A 19655-nucleotide genomic window follows, 5' to 3' on the forward strand; every position below is an offset into this window, starting at 1 on the left:
AACAAAGGGACTACCCATGGCAGTCCCTTTGTTAGTTTATTCGTAAATAAATGTTGTTAAGCTGAGAAGCTGCTTCCACATCCGCACGTGCTAGTTGCATTCGGATTATTGAATGTGAAGCCCCGTGCATCGAGCCCTGATTTAAAGTCGATTTCCATTCCTGCAAGATATAAGCCATGAGCTTTGTTCATAAAGATGCGAATTCCTTGGATTTCGTATTCGTTATCACCATCCTTTTTTTGATCAAAGCCCAAGATATAACTCATTCCCGAACAACCACCACCTTCGACACCTATGCGTAAACCAAAATCATCAGAGATTTCTTGTTGATCCTTTAATTTATTCAGTTCCTTGATCGCCCCTTCTGTCAACGAAACAGGAGCAACTGCTGTATGTTCTGTACTCATTATAATAATTTTTTAGCCGATCCAATACAAAAATACATTTTTTTGATGGCAAAACACTCGACTGGGATTTTTTGACATTTTCTAAACATTCAGTTTCTCGTCTGCTTATTCGGTCAATTATTGGAGTAGACGGATTCTTAGATAATTAGGTAATTTGCATAAATAAGGCCTTTTTTCTAAGAACATTTAATAAAATATGGCTTTTTGTCGATATTCTTTATGGAATATGCTATCTTTGAGGCATTAAAATAAACTACAAAATTTACTTTACAACATTTAAAAACAATGGAAAGAGATCAAGCCATTTTTAATTTAATAGCTGATGAGCTTAAACGCCAAGAGGAGGGTATTGAATTAATTGCTTCAGAAAACTTTGTTTCAAAACAGGTCATGGAAGCTGCTGGTTCAGTGTTGACAAATAAATATGCAGAGGGCCTCCCAGGAAAACGTTACTATGGAGGTTGTGAAGTTGTGGATGAGATTGAAACCATCGCAATTGATCGTGCAAAACAATTATTTGGCGCAGAATGGGTAAATGTTCAACCTCACTCTGGTGCACAGGCAAATGCCGCTGTTTTTTTGGCGACCATCAAACCTGGCGACAAAATCTTAGGCCTTGATTTATCTCATGGTGGTCACTTGACACACGGTTCACCAGCGAACCTATCTGGAAAGATCTATCAACCGTTATTTTATGGTGTAAAAGAAGATACTGGTCTAATTGATTATGAGCAATTGGAAGAAACAGCACTTCGCGAAAAACCTAAAATGATCATCTGTGGTGCTTCTGCGTATTCTCGTGATTGGGATTATGCACGTATACGTAAAGTTGCAGACGAAATTGGTGCTATCGTGATGGCTGATATTTCTCACCCTGCGGGTTTGATCGCGCGTGGTTTATTGAATGATCCACTTCCACATTGTCATATCGTTACGACAACGACACACAAAACGCTTCGTGGTCCACGGGGTGGTATGATTATGGTCGGTAAAGATTTTGAGAATCCTTGGGGTATCAAAACACCTAAAGGTGAAATTCGTACAATTACGCAATTGTTGGATCTGGCTGTATTCCCAGGTACACAAGGTGGTCCTTTGGAGCATACCATTGCTGCGAAAGCGATCGCATACGGTGAGGCTTTATCTGATGATTATATGGAATATATCGTTCAAGTGAAGAAAAATGCGGCGGCATTGGCACAATTCTTTGTAGAAAGAGATTATAAGATCATCTCTGGCGGTACAGACAACCACTTGATGTTGGTGGATCTTCGCAACAAAGATATTTCTGGTAAAGAAGCTGAAGCTGTATTGGGCAAAGCAGGTATCACAACAAATAAAAATATGGTTCCTTTCGATACACGTTCTCCTTTTGTGACTTCAGGCGTACGTTTTGGTACAGCTGCCATTACAACACGTGGTATTAAAGAAAATGAAATTATACAAATCGGTGAATTGATCGATGAGGCATTGAAAAATGCGTCTAACGATACTCAACTGGATTTGATCCATGGTAAAGTAAAAGCAATGATGGCTGAGTTCCCATTGTATAAATAAGACATTCCTCTACGAATGAAAAAAGCGGAAGTACCATGCGGTGCTTCCGCTTTTTTTATTCCTTTTCCTAAAGCTATTTTCAATGTCCTGTTTGCAGTATAAGTACCTTTCGACTTAACTTATCATAGGAATTTTATACTTATCGGAATCGTACTCTAAACAGATCTTATAAGGATTCATTCGAATGAGTTCCCTATTAGCTTCCTATTAATTCCGGACTATACAATGCCCTGTTTACCCTGTTGTGCTTCTCGTGTAATACTGTTATATCTAGTTCCTCTTGTAAAGGAGGAATTGCTTTAGGAGCGTCCTTTTGGAAATGTGGAAAGGAAACTTATTTTTAAATGTTAAAAAGTCTTAAAATAAAATGTAATAATTTGATTACTCATTTATTTTGCTGTAATTTGATTTGTGATTAATTGATTGTTTTACAATAAGAAAGGATACGTTATACGACAAACATTTACATTTTAACACAGAACTGATAATTTATTTGCGAACTGCTAAAAAAGTAAGTGACGTATGAGACTTTTAAAAAGTAAAAGCGATCAAGAGTTGATCCAAATGTATGTCGGTGGCCAAGAGTCTGGCCTAGAGGCATTGTTGAATCGATATAAATCGAAAATTTATACCTCTATATATATGAAAGTAAAGGATGAATATCTTGCTGAAGATATTTTCCAGGAGACTTTCATTAAAATCATCAACACATTAAAATCAGGAAAATATAACGAAGAAGGTAAATTTTTGCCTTGGGCTATTCGTATAGCACACAATATGATTGTCGACTTTTTTAGAAAGGCAAAACGGGCACCAAATATTGTAAACGCTGATGGTTTTGATATCTTTGAGGTCCTCGAATTTAGCGATGAAAGTGCTGAGTCAAAGATGCTAAAAAGACAGGTCGATGTAGACCTGAAGAAAATGATTCAAAAGCTTCCCGATGATCAAAAAGAAGTGCTCATTATGCGGCACTTTTGCGATATGAGTTTTAAAGATATCGCAGAAATCACCGAAGTAAGTATCAATACAGCTTTAGGAAGAATGCGTTACGCACTAAGTAATTTACGTAAGATGATCGAAGGTACTGATCTTACATTACAGATGGGGTATTTGTAATAAATAAGGGCGATTAACGCCCTTATTTATGATCCATCTTCTCTATCTACTGCCCAATTATACAACTATAATTCCAACCTACAAAAGTAATTTTTTAAAAAGCATTCGTTGATTATTTTTTCCTCCAATTGATTTGGTTTATTTCCGAAAGAACTACTTTAAGAGCGGCTTCTCGTGTATTGTTGGAACGCGCGGAGGTTATTTCAAACCTGATATGATGGTATTTATTTAAAGACATGAGGTAAATATGTCATGTGGAGATCAGAAGAAACTGTTCTTTTTGTCAGATCAAAGAGTTTTATTATCTTAGGAGTTTATGGAAACGCCTTTTTTCAAGAACTGGAATAAGGTTTGATAGTCATATAATAACTATAAAAACGATTAAATAGCTATGTACTTGATTTTATTCATTGGGATAATGGTGGTGAGCCTAATTGTCCAAACAAGATTCAAAAACAAATTTAAGAAATATGCTGAGATGCCATTGAATAATGGAATGTCCGGAGCTGAGATTGCGCAAAAAATGTTAAATGATAACGGTATATATGATGTAAAGGTATTATCTATCCCAGATCGTTTGGGAGATCACTATAATCCGTCAGATAAGACCGTGAATTTAAGTCCCGAGGTTTACAGTGGTCGTAGTGTTGCGGCTGCAGCAGTGGCGGCGCACGAATGCGGTCATGCTGTACAGCATGCGAAAGCCTATAAATGGTTGGGATTTCGTTCGGCTATGGTGCCCATGGTAAATGCCGCTTCCAAACTGACATCTTGGGTGTTGATGCTCGGCGTTATGTTGTTTGCCTTTTCCAAAGGTGGTAACCCCTGGCTTTTAGCTGTGGGTGTAGGCGCATTGGCTATTACGACAATTTTTTCTTTTATTACCTTACCTGTAGAGTTCGATGCATCAAACCGTGCATTGGAATGGTTAAACCATGCGGGTGTAACGTATAATGGCGAAGAGCATGAGGGAGCAAAAGATGCCTTGAAATGGGCGGCGATGACCTATGTCGTAGCGGCGTTAAGCGCACTGGTGACTCTTTTATATTACGCCTCTATATTATTTGGTGGTCGTAGAAGTGATTAAATATAGGTATGGCCACTTTATCTTGCCAAAAATGCGATTATTTTTTATAGTCGCATTTTTTATGGGGTGTTAATGAGGTTACTATAGACAATTTTTTTAACTTTGCTGTTTATATAGAATAAGATTCAGATTTTATGTTTTCAAATCTTCAAGATAAGTTAGATAGGGCCTTTAAAGTATTAAAAGGACAAGGTAGTATTACCGAGATCAACGTTGCAGAAACGATGAAAGAAATTCGCAAAGCGTTGTTGGATGCCGATGTGAATTATAAAACTGCCAAAACTTTTACCGACGATGTTAAACAAAAAGCTTTAGGTGAAAATGTACTGACAAGTATATCGCCAGGCCAATTGTTGACAAAGATCATGAACGATGAGTTGACTGCTTTGATGGGCGGGTCTGTTACGGAGCTTGAAACTGGGAAAAATCCAACAATTATTTTAATTGCGGGGTTAAATGGTGCTGGTAAAACAACGTTTTCAGGTAAGTTGGCGTTGTATCTTAAAGATAAAAAAAATAAGAAGCCATTATTGGTTGCCGGTGATGTTTACCGTCCCGCTGCGATCGATCAATTGGAAGTACTTGCAGAGCAAGTAGGGGTACCCGTTTATGTGAATCGGGAATCTAACGATCCTATTGCTATATCAAAGGCTGGTGTTGAGGAAGCTAAACGTAATGGGAACAATGTTGTAATTATTGATACTGCTGGTCGTTTGGCAATAGATGAGCCTTTAATGGTAGAAATTACTGCAGTTAAAGAAGCTACAAAGCCTGATGAGATTCTATTTGTTGTGGATTCAATGACTGGGCAGGATGCAGTTAATACCGCAAAAACATTTAATGACCGTTTAGACTTTACAGGAGTAGTCCTGACTAAGTTAGATGGAGATACACGTGGTGGTGCGGCATTATCTATCAAATCTGTCGTGAATAAGCCTATTAAGTTTATTGGTACGGGTGAAAAGATGGATGCATTGGATGTATTCCACCCTGATCGTATGGCTTCGCGTATTTTGGGAATGGGTGATGTGGTGTCCTTAGTAGAGCGGGCGCAGCAGCAATTTGACGAGAAACAGGCTGCAGAGCTTCAAAAGAAAATCCGTAAGAATAAATTCGATTTCAACGATTTTAAATCCCAAATTCAACAGATTAAGAAAATGGGTAATATGAAAGACCTTATGGGAATGATCCCTGGTGTCGGTAAAGCAATGAAGGATATTGAAGTCGACGATAATGCATTCAAACCTATTGAAGCAATTATCGACTCTATGACTCCTTTCGAACGTGAAAATCCAGATGTCATTGATCAAAAACGTCGTTTGCGTATTGCAAAAGGATCAGGTACTGATATTAATGAAGTGAATAAATTATTGAAACAATTTGGTGATATGCGTAAAGTCATGAAACAGATGTCTAATCCAGCAATGGCTGCTAAATTGATGCGTAATATGCCCAAAATGCCGGGAAAAATGTAATTTTTAGAGAATAGTTACATCATAAGAGGAGGCTGTCTCAAATTTATTTGGGACAGTTTTTTTGTTTAAAAAGTCTATGAGATAGATTTGTGTGTTGTTTGTTGGTTATTTGAAAAAGACTCATATGGAGGGGAGAAATGAACAAAAAGTAGCTTTTTAGGCTGCTTTTTTTCTTAGATTTTGTGCTATTGCCAATAATCCCCATTCTATGGACACTTTTTCTTTACCCCGGAGCATAAATCTTCGGAACCCATGGTTCTGTTTAATGTTTGCAAAGACAGGTTCGACGTCACAACACCTCTGTTTTCGTTTAGCTACACCTACATCGCTGTTGAGCAATTGGTATGCCCTGTTCCTGTAAATCTCAAGTTGCTTATTCACCCCGATGATCCTATTTCCCTGTGATTTGTGACAGGCGCCATTCAACGGGCAGTTTGTGCAGTTTTTTGCCTGATACTTTTTGATTTCCTGCCGGAAGCCTGCGGAGGTCTTTTGGCTAAATGTACCTATACAATGCATTTCCTGTCCCATTGGACAGATATAGCAATCTTGTGAAGGATTATAATGTAATTTATCTACAGAAAATGGTTTCTTATCCCCACAGCTCTTTTTCTGTCCTTTGTCAAACATACCATATTTCACATAGCTCTCAATATTTTTTGCTGCCAGTAATGCATAGTTTTCTTCACTGCCATAACCGGCATCCGCGGTAAGGGTTCCCGGTGTTTTTCCAAAGCTGTCCTCATGTTGTTGCAAATGACCGGATAATGTTCTGGTATCTGTGGGATTGGAATGTATGGTGTAATTGACGATGTATTGATTGGACGTGGATATCTGGATATTATATCCTGGTCTGAGCTGGCCATTTTTCATATGATCCTCTTTCATCCGCATAAAGGTGGCATCGGGATCTGTTTTGCTATAACTGTTTCTGTCTCCCAGAGTAGCTTCCTGCTCTTCATATTGTACGATCTTCTCTGGATAGTTTTTGGTTACATAACGCAACTTTGCCTTCATCTTTTTATTTACCGAAGGTTTGTCGGATAAGACTCTGTTCAGCTTATCGACCGTAGCCCGGACTTTTTCGCTGTCAATTGTCGTCAGATCGGGAGGATCCGGGAGGTTGTCCTCCGACTTGGCAATACTTTGGGCGTAGTCCCATATATCTTTTAAGGCAGCTTTCATCTTTTCCTTATTGGTATGGATAGCTTTCTTCCAAACGAAAGTGTATCTGTTTGCATTAGCCTCTATCTTGGTGCCATCGGTGTAGACATCTTCTATGCTTAACAACCCTTCTTCGGCCAGGAGCTTAACAACTTCTTCAAATACACTGCGAAGTGCTTCTTTTAAGCGGACACCACGAAATCTGTTGATGGTATTGTGATCGGGATAGCTCATGCCGCTCAGCCACATGAAGTTGATATTCTCCCGGCAGGCTGTTTCCAGTTTCCGACTGCTGTAGACATTGCTTACATAGCCAAACACCAGAACCTTCAACAGCATTTGCGGATGATAACTGGAACAGCCTTTTATCTTGTAGGCATCCAAAAGACCCTGTATGTTGATACGGTTGATCACATCGTTAACAATACGTACCGGATGTCCTTTGGAGACCAATTCGTCCAAAGTTGGGGGAATTGCCATAATCTGATCCTGATAGTAAGGCTTAAAAGTAGGTCTTTGAGATGACATATATCTTTTTTTGAAATATAAATATATGAAAATCAATTAATTAAATCAAATTAAATATCATGAAATAACATAAAAAAGAGGCTGTCTTTTTGAGACAGCCTCTATTTTTTTATGATTTAATTCTTGGATGATCATGCTTTCATCCGCTCGAATGTATGATTACATGGTGAGTCGGATTAGATGGATATTGAGCGTCACTTCTGCTTGATTTTGTTGGAACTGATCTGTTTTTAAAGAAATAATTCGTAATTTCAAGTTCCTCACCCGAGTGAACAAAATATTTGTTAAATTTGTAATCATTATGGATGACCCCGCGCAATTATCGGAATACGGCAAAATCCTTATCATTCTTCTGATAGGGGCGCTGTTAGTCTGTGCGACCATTTTCCTGGCACGTCTAATTTCTCCTAAAAAGAATAATCCCATAAAATCCGGTACGTACGAATGTGGAGAGGAACCAATTGGTTCATCTTGGGTTCAGTTCAATCCGCGCTTCTATGTTATTGCCCTCGTTTTTTTACTTTTTGATGTGGAGCTTATCTTTATCTTTCCATGGGCTACTGTATTTGGACAATCGGAATATATTGCAGCAGATGAAAGATGGGGATGGTTTACTATGATCGAAATGGGCATATTTATTGGTGTCTTAATTTTAGGATTGGTGTTTGTGTGGAAGAGGGGGGATTTGGAATGGGTTAAGCCGAAAGTGTCGTTACCGAAGGTTCCTGTATATATCCCAGATAGCGCCTATGCGAGCTTAAATAATAAAACATATCAGCTGCGCGATTATGTAGCGGTAGCAGATGAAACAGTAGTTGGAGAAGTAGTAACGGCAAACGAAGTCGTCTCTGTTCCTAAACCAGCTTTTAAACCGCGATTTAAAAAACCTGAATAAAGCATGAGTCTAGATAGTCAATTGCAAAATGATGGTGTTATTGTTGCCAAATTAGATGATTTACTCAACTGGGCAAGGCTGTCGTCCATGTGGCCGATGAGTTTCGGTATTGCCTGTTGTGCCATAGAAATGATGGGAGCAATGGCATCTACCTACGATTTGGATCGGATGGGCGTCTTTCCAAGACCTTCTCCTCGGCAATCCGATGTGATTATTATCGCCGGAACCGTTACCTTCAAGATGGCTGATCGCATTAAGAAATTATATGAGCAAATGCCTGATCCCAAATATGTTATTTCAATGGGGTCATGTTCAAATTGTGGTGGTCCCTATTGGCAACATGGGTATCATGTCGTCAAAGGAGTGGATAAAATTATTCCTGTAAATGTGTATGTTCAAGGGTGCCCACCTCGGCCCGAAGCGCTGATCGGAGCTTTTATTGAATTGCAAAAAAAAATAGACAAAGAAAGCTTACTTGGAGAACAGCTGTTCAAAGAGAAAGCTTAAAAAAATAAAATTTATAAGATTTAAATCAATTATGGCAAAAGATTTTTATGGCGAACTGCAATTAGGTATTCTTGGCGGTGGACAACTGGGAAGAATGTTAATCCAGGAAGCCATTAATTACAATGTAAACGTTCATGTATTGGATCCCGATAAGAATGCTCCTTGTCGCAAGTTGTGCAATAGATTTGAATGTGGATCATTGGGCGATTTTGAAACGGTCTATAATTTCGGTAAGGATTTGGACATGATTACGATCGAGATTGAGAAGGTAAACGTAGATGCGCTGGAAAAGCTGGAAGGTGAAGGAGTGATCGTTTATCCGCAATCACGTATCATTCGTCTAATTCAGGATAAAGGTTTACAAAAGCAATTTTTTAAACAAAATGATATTCCGACATCTACATTCCAATTGATATCCAATAAGGATAATATGATGAACGCTCCACTAAGCCTTCCTTATATCCAAAAATTACGTCGGGACGGATATGACGGAAAGGGTGTAAAGAAAATTGTCACACAGCAGGATATTCAAGAGGCTTTTGAGGAGCCAAGTTTAATTGAAGAATGGGTAGATTTTGAAAAGGAAATTGCTGTTATTGTTGCCCGGAATGATAAAGGAGAAGTTTCTACCTTTCCAATGGTGGAAATGGAATTCAATCCACAAGCAAATTTAGTTGAATTTTTGATCGCTCCTTCTTTGTATGGTGTGGAAATACAACAGCGAGCCGAGATGATCGCAAAAAAAATCGCAGAAGATCTACAAATTGTCGGAATATTGGCCGTAGAGATGTTTCTAACAAAAAATGGCGATATTTTAGTTAACGAATTGGCTCCCCGTCCACACAATAGTGGCCATCAGACCATTGAGGGTAATTATGTGTCGCAATTTGCACAACATTTAAGAGCCATATTTAATCTACCTCTGGGGGATACGCGCTGCAGGACGAATACAGTCATGATTAATCTATTGGGTGAAGCGGGCTATGAAGGGCTGGCTAAATATGAAGGTGTTGAAGAGGTACTTGCTATGGAAGGTGTATATATCCATCTTTATGGCAAGAAATATACAAAGCCTTTCCGTAAAATGGGACATGTCTGCATTATCAATGACGATCGGGAGAAGGCAATCTCCAATGCGAGAAAAGTACAAGAAATATTAAAAGTTAAAGCTTAAAAGAGACTATGTCAGTAAATAATAAAGCCCAAGTTGGTATCATCATGGGGAGTAAATCTGATCTTCCGGTCATGCAGGATGCTATCGATGTTCTAAAAGTCCTCGGTGTAGAGTTTGAAGTAACGATTGTTTCAGCACACCGTACACCTCAGCGTATGTTTGATTACGCAAAAAATGCCGCAATTCGTGGTTTGAAAGTTATTATTGCTGGGGCAGGCGGAGCCGCGCACTTACCAGGAATGGTAGCCTCTATTACACATTTACCCGTCATAGGTGTCCCTGTCAAATCTTCGAATTCAATTGACGGATGGGACTCTGTGCTTTCTATCCTTCAGATGCCCAATGGCATTCCTGTAGCTACAGTCGCTTTGAATGCAGCGAAGAATGCGGGTATATTAGCCGCTCAGATTCTAGGTACAAGTGATGAAGTAATCGGCAATAATATTATTGACTATAAAGAAGAGTTAGCGAGAAAAGTAATTGAGACAGCTGTGCAAGTTGAGGATACCGAATTCTAAGTTGACATTCTTACAAAATAAAAAAGGGAGCATTGCTCCCTTTTTTATTTTGTAAGATTTGCCTGAACATAATCGTAGCTCTTTTTAAGACTTTCCATCTTATTGGGCATATCAATATTATCTTGTTCAACAAAGGCATATTTAAGTCCTGATTTGCTCTTTTCTTTAACAATCTCAGGGAAATTGATGCTGCCTGTTCCTACTTCGGTATACTTGATATCATTGAAAATTTGCTCGATAGGCAATTTTCCATCTTTCGGCCACTCAATAGGATTGGATTTTGTTTTATCCATATCTTTGACATGCCACAATTTAAAACGGTTGGGGAATTTTTCAAACAAAGATATCGGGTTTTTACCAGCTTTTTCTGCCCAAAAAAGGTCTAATTCAAAATCGACCAGGTCTGGCTCGGTAAATGCAAGCATTACCTCTTCACCCGTCGTATTATTGCCTAGATCCCTAAATTCCCAGAAATGGTTGTGATAAGCAACTTTTAAACCTAATTTTTTAGCCTGTTCACCAGCCTTATTCAATTGCTCTGAAGCATAGAGATAATCGTCTTTTTTCAATGCATTCAGATCGAACATTGGTGTTACAGGGGCAATTACATATTCTTGACCAAGTTCTTTTGCTGCATCAAAATAAACCGCAAGATCCTCTTTGTCGATATGAGCTTTACTTAGGTATTTGGACATATCATAATGGCCTGAATGTGTTTTTAGACCGTTATCATCCAATATTTTCTTCAACTCTTTGTAGGGCAATTTCCAGAACTGTTTGGCTGTGGCGTCTATACCATAGAGCTCAACATGTTTATACCCAATTTTGGCAATTTGTTCCAAAGATCCTTTCGGATCTTTATCCATTAAATCGCGGATGGAATAAAGCTGTACGCCTATATTCTGTAATGGATTGTCGCTGATTGCACCGGCTTTATTTTGACAAGATATAAAGTTGGGCACCAGATAAGCTGCCGAAAGACCTATTCCAGCTTGCTTTAAAAATTGACGGCGAGAATTGTTCATCATATAATTGATTACTTGTTAGTGTACAATGTACAATTATTTGTTTAAAAATCAATGGTGCAACGAGGAATATTTTGAAAGATGCGTTGAGTTTAGAGTTCTAAATATGTGTAAAACAATAGTTTGTGAGTGTATGAAGCAGGTCTTTGGAAAGTTAATGGGAGCAAAAGTGTGGGAAGACCTTACGAAAAAAGGTCTGAATACGTTCAGACCTTTTTTCCATTTAAGTAGGAATACCTAAACAGTCATGATATCTTTTTCTTTTAGCTCAGCCAATTTATCAACTTTTACAATGAATGCGTCAGTTAACTTTTGGACTTCACCTTCGGCAGTTTTAATTTCATCTTCTGAAGCACCATCATTTTTTAATTTCTTGATGGACTCATTGATATCCTTACGGATGTTACGAATACCGATACGGCCTCGCTCAGTTTCTTCTTTTACCTTTTTAACTAGATCACGTCTCCTTTCTTCTGTTAGAGGGGGGACATTCAGACGAATAACGATACCATCGTTCTGCGGGTTGATGCCTAGGTTAGCGTCTGTGATAGATTTTTCAATTGCGTTGATAAGCGATTTCTCCCAAGGCTGAATGACAATAGTCCGCGCATCAGTTGTATTGATGTTTGCCACTTGTGAAAGTGGAGTGGCGCTACCATAATAGTCTACTGAAATACCATCTAACATAGATGGAGAAGCTTTACCGGCACGAATTTTAGTTAATTCGGATTCGGTGTGAGCAACTGCTTTGGACATCTTGTCTTTACAATCGTCCAATTCAATTGAAATTAGTTCGTTCATATAAGATTACGTTTTTAACAGATTTAAATTATTTAACCACAGTTCCGACATGTTCACCATTAGCAAGTTTTAATAAATTGCCTGGTTTATTCATATCAAATACGATGATCGGTAATTTGTTTTCTTGACAAAGGGTAAAGGCAGTCATATCCATGACATTTAATCCTTTCTCATAAACCTCTGTGAATGATATTTCCTCAAATTTTGTTGCACTAGGATCTTTTTCAGGATCAGCAGTGTAAATACCATCTACACGTGTTCCTTTCAATACGGCATCTGCATTGATTTCGATCGCACGTAAGGATGCAGCAGTGTCTGTTGTGAAATACGGATTTCCAGTACCAGCTCCGAAAATAACAATACGGCCTTTTTCCAAGTGGCGAACGGCTCTTCTACGAATAAATGGTTCACATATTTGCTCCATTTTGATCGCAGTAAGCAAACGTGTCTTTTTACCAACTTTCTCAAGCGCATCCTGCAGTGCCATACTGTTGATGACTGTGGCAAGCATGCCCATATAGTCTGCTTGAACACGGTCCATTCCTGATTTTTCAGCGCTTAAACCACGGTAAATATTGCCGCCACCGATAACAATTGCAATTTCTAAACCTTGATCGTGAATTTCTTTGATATCATTAGCGTATTGTGATACACGGTTAATATCGATACCATAGCTTTGGTCACCCATTAAGGATTCACCGCTAAGTTTTAATAAGATACGTTTGTATTTCATAATTGTTTTTTTGGAAATTTTCCAAAGGTCAAAGATAAAATATTTTTTTTATCCCCTAAGACTTAAAGTGATATTTATTGTGGTTTTAGTGTTTGATTAATGACTTGTTGGTAATATTGCTCATAAAGAGGCATAATATTAGACAATTGGAATTCTTTGGCGTGATTTAATGCTGCTTCTTTAAATTTCTGTAGACGTTCACCATCTTCGAGGATATAGATTGCATTTTTCGCCATGTCAGCCACATCGCCCACCGCACTGAGAAATCCAGTGACACCATTCTTATTCAGTTCAGGTAAACCACCCGTATTAGAAGAAATCACCGGAACTTGACAGGCCATGGCCTCTAGTGCTGCAAGTCCGAAACTTTCCGAGCTGGAAGGCATGAGGAAAAGATCCGATACAGACAGTATTTCTTCCACCGCATCTTGTTTACCCAAGAAACGTATGTCTTGACATACACCAAGTTCTCTCGAAAGCTCTTCTGCGTTTCGACGTTCGGGACCATCTCCTACCATTAAGAGCTTCGAAGGGATGACATCATGTACTTTCTTAAAAATGCGAATGACATCCTCCGTATTTTTAACCTTTCTGAAGTTGGACGTATGCACCAATATCCTTTCATTGCCCGGAGCAATGGCTTTTTTGAAATGTGAACGGTCTTTATTGCTGAATCTGTCCAAATCAATAAAGTTCGGGATCACCTTGATGTCGCGGGTGATGTCAAAGTATCCCTGCGTCTGATCTTTTAGATTCTGTGATACTGCAGTTACACCATCTGATTGATTGATGGAGAATGTAACAACGGGACTAAAACTTTTGTCCTTACCCACTAGCGTAATATCTGTGCCATGTAAGGTGGTTACTACTGGAATAGTAATGCCATAGGTAGTAAGCAAGATCTGTTTTGCCATAAATGCCGCTGATGCATGTGGGATTGCATAGTGGACGTGGATCAAATCCAACTTTTCGAAACGAACAACATCCACCAGTTTGCTGGCTAATGCAGATTCGTAGGGTAGAAAGTCAAAAAGCGGATATTGCGAAACAGCTACCTCGTGGTAGTATAAGTTTTCAGAGAAGAAATCCAGCCGTGCAGGTTGTCGATAGGTAATAAAATGGATCTCATGTCCATTAGCTGCCAAAGCCTTTCCGAGTTCGGTTGCAACTACACCACTTCCACCAAAGGTGGGATAACAAACAATTCCTATTTTCATCTGCGTAATTATGTCTGAGCGTATATTTAACGGCATCTCTAGTATGCACTGTTCAATTTTATTGTAAAGGCTCCCGTGAACCTCATGTTAGTATTCCAACTATTTTCGTCTAAATATATGCGATATTGCTATTTCATCTGACGATTATCTTCTTCAATTATTTCATGGCCACACGAAAATTTGAAGATGATTACTACTAAATTTTGTGCTGCAAATTTCGACTATTTATGCGTAAAATAACAGAAACCAATTGCCATAGTTTTGTGAATTTTTTGATTGGTTAAAAAGCGCTATCTTTAAATAGACATTTAATTGGTATATGGATAACTTTATAAGTGATATTTCAGGACAGCAATTCCCTTCTGAACAACGTATTTTGGGGGCTTCAATTCGACAGCCAATTTTTAAGCTGATAAAAAAAGAGTATCCGAGCTTTGGCAAAGATAAATATATCGCTTCCACAGAGTTGACACGGTTCAAAGAAGCTTATATATCCGAATTCTTAAGGGATGAGTCGGGGCAGTTAAGTCAATTAGATCAACAGGTCATAGATAGCTTCAAGGAATAAGGTAATCAGCGCGAGTCTAGATGGGGATACAAATGAAGCTGTCACCTTAGGGGACAAAGTCGCAGATAAAGTGGCTGAATTTGGTGGAAGCTGGGTATTTATTATTTCCTTTATCTTTTTTTTGATCGTTTGGATCTTAGCCAATATCTATTGGTTAAATAATAAGGGTTTTGATCCCTATCCATTTATCTTACTTAACTTGATTCTGTCCTGTGTGGCAGCGTTACAGGCTCCAGTTATTATGATGAGCCAAAATAGGCAGGAAGATAAAGATCGCGAGCGTGCAAGAAATGATTATATGGTTAACTTAAAGGCTGAACTGGAAATTAGGGAATTGCATGAGAAAATTGATCATCTCATTATCCGAAAAGAGCAGGAACTTGCAGAAGTACAGCGGGACCAAGTAGAGAAATTGGGTTTTTTGCTAAAAAAGATGGAAAAGATAGAAGAAGCATTCAAAGAAAAATGAATTTAGAAGGAGTAATAGGCGAACTGACGTTTAAGTTTTCCAGGTCAGGCGGAGCAGGTGGACAACACGTAAACAAGGTGTCATCCAAAGTATTGCTCCAGTGGAATGTCGAGGTTTCCAGAGCTATTTCTCTTGAAGAAAAAGCGATGATTTATACAGTTTTGGCAAATCGCATAAATAAATATGGAATATTTCAACTGGAATGTGATATCGATCGATCACAGATCCGGAATAAAGAAATTGCAATCGATCGCTTTAGACGCACTTTGGAGTCGGCGCTTGTACCAATAAAGGCCCGAAAGAAAACAAAAATACCTTATTCAAGTATTTTAAAAAGGTTAGACAGAAAAAAGCAACAAGCTCAACTGAAAGCTTCACGCAGGAAGAATTTCGAGGAATAAATTCGAAAAATTAGAGTATTTAATAAAAAGTGTTGTTTATCAGTGTTTTATTTTAAAACTAAAAATATAGTTGTAAAACTAAATATTTAGTTTTAACTTAGACACGGTGTTATTATGACGGTATTTTTTATTCTATGTAAGTTATGGATGATTTTAAAGAGTTAACGAAAGCTGAAGAGCAAATTATGAAGGAGCTCTGGGAGATGGGGCGTGGATTTGTTAAAGAGATTATTGATCGATTGCCAGAACCGAAACCTGCCTACAATACAGTGTCGACCATCGTTCGTATTCTCGAAACGAAGGGTTTTGTGACGCATGAATCTTTTGGAAAAAGCCATCAGTATTTACCGAAAATTTCAAAAGAGGAATATAAGAAAGGTATTACAGGAAAATTACTAAACAATTATTTTGATAATTCCCCCAAAAGTATGCTTTCTTATTTTTTGGAAGAGAATAGATTAAACGTTAAGGAACTTGATGAAATCCTGTCTATAATTGACCGCAATAAATAACAACCAAAACCTTTATAAACTATTTGATTATGATTTATTTATTGATTGTCAATAGCTCATTGATCATCAGTTTTGTACTCTATAAACTGATTTTTAGAAGACTCACTTTTTTTCAATTGAATCGTATTTATTTGATTGGAATGGCCCTATTTTCATTATTGGCTCCTATTGGAATTTTTATCGAATTGCCAAATATAGAGACAGTCGAATATGAGATTCCTCATGTAGATTTAAATACCTATGTAGATATCGCCATCGGTGGGCCGCAAGAGCAACCTATTTATTTAATATACATCTTTACTTTTGTATATTGGATTGGTGTTGCCATTAGCGGGGGCTTTTTTATCTGGAAGGGAATATCGTTGGTAAAGACGTTAGCTCAGAAGCATGACTATTTAAGTTTTTCATTTTTCGATAAGGTTTTCATTGGCGAAGCGATTAAAAATAAGAGTACTATAGAATCTCATGAGCGTGTTCATGTGGATCAGCGGCACTCGTATGATTTGCTTTTAATAGAGCTATTGAAAATCTTCAACTGGTTTAATCCCATCTTATATTTCTTTCAACAGGAGTTAAAGTTCCAGCACGAATGTATTGCAGACGAAATCTGTTCGACAGATAGGGTAGCATACGCAGAGATGTTGGTCGCCCATGCATTACAGGTAGATCAGCTGCCGCTGATACATGAGTTTTCAAATCATTCATTTTTAAAGAAAAGAATTATGATGTTATTTAAGAATAAATCCGCAAGTAAATGTAAGCTGCTATATGTATCTATCTTACCTATGATATTGGTTGTACTTGCTTCAACCATGATATTTAATACGAGCAGGGCTAAAGGAATGGTTTTAGCTGTTGAGTCAGGTGTTAAGCAGGTGGCAGCATTCGATCATCAGAGCTATCCGCCTAAACAAACAAAGCGAAGCCACATACAGTCCAATGAACAATCGGATACGATGTCTTTTGATCGGGTCGAAGTGAAGCCAGTTCCAGAAGGAGGAATGCAGTCATTTATGATTTGGGTAGGCAATAATTTTCAGTTTCCAAAAGAGGCTGTGGAACATAATGTCAGTGGTATGATTGAAGTCAATTTTATTGTTGAAATTGATGGTAGCTTATCCCATATTAACGTTAAAAAGGATATCGGTTATGGCACCAAAGAAGCAACGATGAAACTTGTGGAAAGTGCAAAAAGATGGAAACCAGCGCTTGTAGGTGGTAAACCAGTACGGGTTGCCTATACATTGCCCATTCGTCTTAATCTAGCAAAATAAAACACCAGGTATTACATGATGCACCCCATAATCATCCGTTTCTTCTGTGTCATTATCGCCTTTGCGACGCTCTCTTCATGTAAATCTTATCAGGTCGTTCCTAACGGTTTTTCTGTCGAGGGAGATGAATATTTTGTTAATCTCAATAAAGAGCTCACCGTATTTTTAGGAGATGATATTATGGAGAGCAAAAATTGGCAAGGCAATAATAGTCCAATCAATGCCGATAAAGTTACGCGTAGTTTTCGCAAGGTTCTACGCCACTTGCGTTATTCGGACACTGCCTACAGCGTGCTATTTTCTGGACATTTGGAGGGAAAATATCGCTACAATATGCTTGCAATTGTTAACAATTCGCCAAATGTAAAAGGAAAGAAAAATCATTTATTTGATCTAAGTTCTTTTCAACGGGAGCAAAATAAGGAAGGGCGATATTTTTACACGACGACAACTTTTAAAGGACAAAAATTACTTCATTTTGTAATTCCTGTTAATGGACGACTTTGGCAGGAGAAAATGGTGTCTCTTATTTTTATCGTTCCAGAGGATTTTACAGATATCGAGTGGGCAAAGGACATTGTTATGTCGAATGTAGCAATGTATCGCGATCATTATAAATTTACCCCGAGCCGCACAGAAATTTTATGCCCTGATGATGGCAGTAGCCGTTCACATTTGGATTATAAAATTCCCGAAGAAAAGGTAAATCAAACAGGCTATATGTTAATGAAAGCCTATGGTTTGGTTGAGGGGAAAAGAAAATTAGTTGTTTACCGCGTGATGAAGCCCGGTGATTTTTATGGGTCTTTTGTCACCTGTAAAGGGGACTATGAAATTCTGTATACCACATTGCAAGACAACATTATTTGGCAAACTAAGGTGAATACAGAGCGTGATGTCGAATTCTAAAGAATAAATTGAAAGCCGTGGATCAATAATCCACGGCTTTCAATTTATTCTTTAAATGCAAGATTTCATTTTGGAGCTGTTCAACTTTCTCTAAGAGATGGCTTGCCACCTGAATTCCCGCAGGATTTACATCAAGTTCATAGTAGAGATTCGAAAAGCGTTCCAGTTTCTGAAGATCGTCTTCATCGATATATTGTTCTTCCTGTTGAATGACGATGTGTATGAGACCATATTCCACCATCGTTTCCAAGAAAGTTATTTCAACCTTTCTGGATTGACAGAAATCTATGACTTTTATCAGTGTTGTTTCCATAAGATTATTGCTTTAAATCCCTCAATTGTTGAAACAATGCCTTTTCTTTGGCAGTCAGATTGCTCGGCATTTGTATATTCAATGTGACATATAGATCGCCAAACTCACCTTCTTTGCGATATAAGGGAAAGCCTTTTCCCTTAAGACGCATTTTTGCACCATTTTGACTCTCGTCTTTAATCTTCAATTTTATTTTGCCTCCGAACGTATCTAAAGTTGCTTCACCGCCCAGAACCGCAGTATAGAGGTCAATATCTAGTGTTGTATATAAGTCGTTTCCCTGACGTTTAAAACGAGCATCTGGTATGATGTTAATGGTGATATAGAGATCTCCCTTCGGTCCACCATTGATGCCCTCACTGCCATATCCTTTCAATTTGATTTTCTGGCCATCTTCCACGCCGGCATGAATCGTGATGCGGATACTTTTCCCATTGATATTGAAGGTCTGTTGATGTGTCGTGTAAGCTTCTTGTAAGGTTAAGCTAAGTTCAGCATTAAAGTCCTGTCCACGAAATGTACTTTGGCGCCCGCCGCCACGTCTGCTGCCAAACATCTGTTCGAAGAAATCGGAGAATTGCCCATCATCAAAGTTTCCAGTGTATTCGTAAGATCCGCCACTGCCGAATGGATTCCCTCCAGCTCCGAATGGATTTCCACCGGTGGATTGGGACTGCCGGTATTGTTGTTGCGCTTTTTCATACTCCTCTCCATGTTGCCAATGTTCACCGTATTGATCATATTTTTTGCGCTTTTCGGGATCGGATAATACTTCGTTAGCCTCATTAATCTCCTGAAATCGTTGTTTGGCCTCATTGTCGTTAGGGTTGACATCAGGATGGTATTTACGGGCCAGTTTTCGATATGCTTTTTTGATCTCATCAGCTGAGGCTGTCTTATCGATGCCAAGCACTTTATAGTAATCTACAAAAGCCATAAATTATACTTGTTTTTTGTATTAAAGTTAACAATAATTACCGATAAAATGTTTATTCTGGAGAT

General features: G+C 38.3%; 22 protein-coding genes. 14 read left to right on the top strand and 8 right to left on the bottom strand.

What is annotated here, in order from left to right; translation table 11 throughout:
• Positions 1-56: 56 nt before the first annotated feature.
• Positions 57-407: an iron-sulfur cluster assembly accessory protein gene (locus VXM68_RS09285; RefSeq protein ID WP_293956456.1), complete on the bottom strand. Its 351-nt coding sequence runs from the start codon at positions 405-407 to the stop codon at positions 57-59.
• A 285-nt stretch (positions 408-692) separates the two neighbouring features.
• On the opposite strand from VXM68_RS09285, the gene glyA reads away from it, so the two are divergent.
• The 4 genes from glyA to ffh all read left to right on the top strand — a co-directional run bounded on the left by glyA (position 693) and on the right by ffh (position 5645).
• Positions 693-1964: a serine hydroxymethyltransferase gene (glyA, locus tag VXM68_RS09290; RefSeq protein ID WP_294184093.1), complete on the top strand. Its 1272-nt coding sequence runs from the start codon at positions 693-695 to the stop codon at positions 1962-1964.
• A gap of 522 nt (positions 1965-2486) precedes the next feature.
• Positions 2487-3083 carry a sigma-70 family RNA polymerase sigma factor gene (locus tag VXM68_RS09295; protein ID WP_293956458.1) on the top strand — a complete coding sequence of 199 codons (597 nt, stop codon included), beginning with the start codon at positions 2487-2489 and terminating at the stop codon, positions 3081-3083.
• Positions 3084-3474: 391 nt separating this feature from the next.
• Complete coding sequence (locus tag VXM68_RS09300; RefSeq protein ID WP_209578567.1) at positions 3475-4170, top strand: zinc metallopeptidase; 696 nt, start codon at positions 3475-3477, stop codon at positions 4168-4170.
• Between the two features lie 134 nt (positions 4171-4304).
• Positions 4305-5645 (top strand): signal recognition particle protein, encoded by a 1341-nt coding sequence (ffh, locus tag VXM68_RS09305; RefSeq protein ID WP_367211083.1) that lies wholly within the window; start codon positions 4305-4307, stop codon positions 5643-5645.
• A 156-nt stretch (positions 5646-5801) separates the two neighbouring features.
• On the opposite strand, the gene VXM68_RS09310 is transcribed toward ffh, so the two are convergent.
• A complete protein-coding gene (locus VXM68_RS09310) occupies positions 5802-7337 on the bottom strand; it encodes an IS1182 family transposase (protein ID WP_367209531.1) in 1536 nt (511 codons plus the stop codon).
• A 301-nt stretch (positions 7338-7638) separates the two neighbouring features.
• Here VXM68_RS09310 and VXM68_RS09315 point away from each other — a divergent pair, with 301 nt between their 5' ends.
• Genes VXM68_RS09315 through purE form a run of 4 tightly spaced genes read left to right on the top strand, consistent with a single transcriptional unit; the run spans position 7639 to position 10431 of the window.
• Positions 7639-8232, top strand: a complete 594-nt coding sequence (locus VXM68_RS09315; RefSeq protein ID WP_294184097.1) for an NADH-quinone oxidoreductase subunit A — start codon at positions 7639-7641, stop codon at positions 8230-8232.
• A 3-nt stretch (positions 8233-8235) separates the two neighbouring features.
• Positions 8236-8739, top strand: coding sequence for an NADH-quinone oxidoreductase subunit B (locus VXM68_RS09320; RefSeq protein ID WP_367211084.1), 504 nt, complete (start codon positions 8236-8238; stop codon positions 8737-8739).
• Positions 8740-8770: 31 nt separating this feature from the next.
• Positions 8771-9913 (top strand): 5-(carboxyamino)imidazole ribonucleotide synthase, encoded by a 1143-nt coding sequence (locus VXM68_RS09325; protein WP_293956461.1) that lies wholly within the window; start codon positions 8771-8773, stop codon positions 9911-9913.
• Between the two features lie 8 nt (positions 9914-9921).
• Positions 9922-10431, top strand: coding sequence for a 5-(carboxyamino)imidazole ribonucleotide mutase (purE, locus tag VXM68_RS09330; protein ID WP_293956462.1), 510 nt, complete (start codon positions 9922-9924; stop codon positions 10429-10431).
• A gap of 44 nt (positions 10432-10475) precedes the next feature.
• Here the strand turns inward: purE and VXM68_RS09335 are convergent, their stop codons facing one another.
• The 4 genes from VXM68_RS09335 to bshA form a co-directional block, all read right to left on the bottom strand.
• Complete coding sequence (locus tag VXM68_RS09335; protein ID WP_367211085.1) at positions 10476-11459, bottom strand: sugar phosphate isomerase/epimerase family protein; 984 nt, start codon at positions 11457-11459, stop codon at positions 10476-10478.
• A gap of 234 nt (positions 11460-11693) precedes the next feature.
• Positions 11694-12257, bottom strand: coding sequence for a ribosome recycling factor (frr, locus tag VXM68_RS09340; protein ID WP_294184101.1), 564 nt, complete (start codon positions 12255-12257; stop codon positions 11694-11696).
• Positions 12258-12285: 28 nt separating this feature from the next.
• Positions 12286-12990: a UMP kinase gene (gene pyrH, locus VXM68_RS09345; protein ID WP_075991132.1), complete on the bottom strand. Its 705-nt coding sequence runs from the start codon at positions 12988-12990 to the stop codon at positions 12286-12288.
• A gap of 74 nt (positions 12991-13064) precedes the next feature.
• Positions 13065-14207, bottom strand: a complete 1143-nt coding sequence (gene bshA, locus VXM68_RS09350) for an N-acetyl-alpha-D-glucosaminyl L-malate synthase BshA (RefSeq protein ID WP_294184103.1) — start codon at positions 14205-14207, stop codon at positions 13065-13067.
• 319 nt (positions 14208-14526) lie between these two features.
• Between bshA and VXM68_RS09355 the strand changes: the two genes are divergently transcribed.
• The 6 genes from VXM68_RS09355 to VXM68_RS09380 all read left to right on the top strand — a co-directional run bounded on the left by VXM68_RS09355 (position 14527) and on the right by VXM68_RS09380 (position 18340).
• Positions 14527-14775, top strand: coding sequence for a hypothetical protein (locus VXM68_RS09355; RefSeq protein ID WP_367211086.1), 249 nt, complete (start codon positions 14527-14529; stop codon positions 14773-14775).
• Positions 14776-14845: 70 nt separating this feature from the next.
• On the top strand, positions 14846-15244 hold the full coding sequence (locus VXM68_RS09360) for a DUF1003 domain-containing protein (protein ID WP_367211087.1): 399 nt from the start codon (positions 14846-14848) through the stop codon (positions 15242-15244).
• Positions 15241-15645: an alternative ribosome rescue aminoacyl-tRNA hydrolase ArfB gene (gene arfB, locus VXM68_RS09365; RefSeq protein WP_367211088.1), complete on the top strand. Its 405-nt coding sequence runs from the start codon at positions 15241-15243 to the stop codon at positions 15643-15645. Before VXM68_RS09360 ends, arfB begins: the two co-directional genes overlap by 4 nt.
• Before the next feature lie 143 nt (positions 15646-15788).
• Positions 15789-16157: a BlaI/MecI/CopY family transcriptional regulator gene (locus tag VXM68_RS09370; protein WP_367211089.1), complete on the top strand. Its 369-nt coding sequence runs from the start codon at positions 15789-15791 to the stop codon at positions 16155-16157.
• Between the two features lie 29 nt (positions 16158-16186).
• Entirely contained in the window at positions 16187-17431 is a 1245-nt protein-coding gene (locus tag VXM68_RS09375) for an energy transducer TonB (protein ID WP_367211090.1), read from the top strand.
• A 15-nt stretch (positions 17432-17446) separates the two neighbouring features.
• Complete coding sequence (locus tag VXM68_RS09380) at positions 17447-18340, top strand: hypothetical protein (RefSeq protein ID WP_294184111.1); 894 nt, start codon at positions 17447-17449, stop codon at positions 18338-18340.
• Between the two features lie 22 nt (positions 18341-18362).
• Here VXM68_RS09380 and VXM68_RS09385 read toward each other — a convergent pair whose 3' ends face one another.
• Both VXM68_RS09385 and VXM68_RS09390 read right to left on the bottom strand, forming a co-directional pair.
• Entirely contained in the window at positions 18363-18653 is a 291-nt protein-coding gene (locus tag VXM68_RS09385; protein ID WP_294184113.1) for a chaperone modulator CbpM, read from the bottom strand.
• A 4-nt stretch (positions 18654-18657) separates the two neighbouring features.
• The gene (locus tag VXM68_RS09390) at positions 18658-19590 is read right to left on the bottom strand and encodes a J domain-containing protein (protein WP_294184115.1); all 933 of its coding nucleotides are present in this window, start codon (positions 19588-19590) and stop codon (positions 18658-18660) included.
• Between the last annotated feature and the right edge of the window lie 65 nt (positions 19591-19655).

Source organism: Sphingobacterium sp. R2 (assembly GCF_040760075.1).
In the GTDB taxonomy this organism is placed as follows: domain Bacteria; phylum Bacteroidota; class Bacteroidia; order Sphingobacteriales; family Sphingobacteriaceae; genus Sphingobacterium.

Coding starts and splice junctions, on each gene's coding strand:
- VXM68_RS09285 (WP_293956456.1), bottom strand. CDS start 407: ATGAGTACAGAACATACAGCAGTTGCTCCTGTTTCGTTGACAGAAGGG.
- glyA (WP_294184093.1), top strand. CDS start 693: ATGGAAAGAGATCAAGCCATTTTTAATTTAATAGCTGATGAGCTTAAA.
- VXM68_RS09295 (WP_293956458.1), top strand. CDS start 2,487: ATGAGACTTTTAAAAAGTAAAAGCGATCAAGAGTTGATCCAAATGTAT.
- VXM68_RS09300 (WP_209578567.1), top strand. CDS start 3,475: ATGTACTTGATTTTATTCATTGGGATAATGGTGGTGAGCCTAATTGTC.
- ffh (WP_367211083.1), top strand. CDS start 4,305: ATGTTTTCAAATCTTCAAGATAAGTTAGATAGGGCCTTTAAAGTATTA.
- VXM68_RS09310 (WP_367209531.1), bottom strand. CDS start 7,337: ATGTCATCTCAAAGACCTACTTTTAAGCCTTACTATCAGGATCAGATT.
- VXM68_RS09315 (WP_294184097.1), top strand. CDS start 7,639: ATGGATGACCCCGCGCAATTATCGGAATACGGCAAAATCCTTATCATT.
- VXM68_RS09320 (WP_367211084.1), top strand. CDS start 8,236: ATGAGTCTAGATAGTCAATTGCAAAATGATGGTGTTATTGTTGCCAAA.
- VXM68_RS09325 (WP_293956461.1), top strand. CDS start 8,771: ATGGCAAAAGATTTTTATGGCGAACTGCAATTAGGTATTCTTGGCGGT.
- purE (WP_293956462.1), top strand. CDS start 9,922: ATGTCAGTAAATAATAAAGCCCAAGTTGGTATCATCATGGGGAGTAAA.
- VXM68_RS09335 (WP_367211085.1), bottom strand. CDS start 11,459: ATGATGAACAATTCTCGCCGTCAATTTTTAAAGCAAGCTGGAATAGGT.
- frr (WP_294184101.1), bottom strand. CDS start 12,257: ATGAACGAACTAATTTCAATTGAATTGGACGATTGTAAAGACAAGATG.
- pyrH (WP_075991132.1), bottom strand. CDS start 12,990: ATGAAATACAAACGTATCTTATTAAAACTTAGCGGTGAATCCTTAATG.
- bshA (WP_294184103.1), bottom strand. CDS start 14,207: ATGAAAATAGGAATTGTTTGTTATCCCACCTTTGGTGGAAGTGGTGTA.
- VXM68_RS09355 (WP_367211086.1), top strand. CDS start 14,527: ATGGATAACTTTATAAGTGATATTTCAGGACAGCAATTCCCTTCTGAA.
- arfB (WP_367211088.1), top strand. CDS start 15,241: ATGAATTTAGAAGGAGTAATAGGCGAACTGACGTTTAAGTTTTCCAGG.
- VXM68_RS09370 (WP_367211089.1), top strand. CDS start 15,789: ATGGATGATTTTAAAGAGTTAACGAAAGCTGAAGAGCAAATTATGAAG.
- VXM68_RS09375 (WP_367211090.1), top strand. CDS start 16,187: ATGATTTATTTATTGATTGTCAATAGCTCATTGATCATCAGTTTTGTA.
- VXM68_RS09380 (WP_294184111.1), top strand. CDS start 17,447: ATGATGCACCCCATAATCATCCGTTTCTTCTGTGTCATTATCGCCTTT.
- VXM68_RS09385 (WP_294184113.1), bottom strand. CDS start 18,653: ATGGAAACAACACTGATAAAAGTCATAGATTTCTGTCAATCCAGAAAG.
- VXM68_RS09390 (WP_294184115.1), bottom strand. CDS start 19,590: ATGGCTTTTGTAGATTACTATAAAGTGCTTGGCATCGATAAGACAGCC.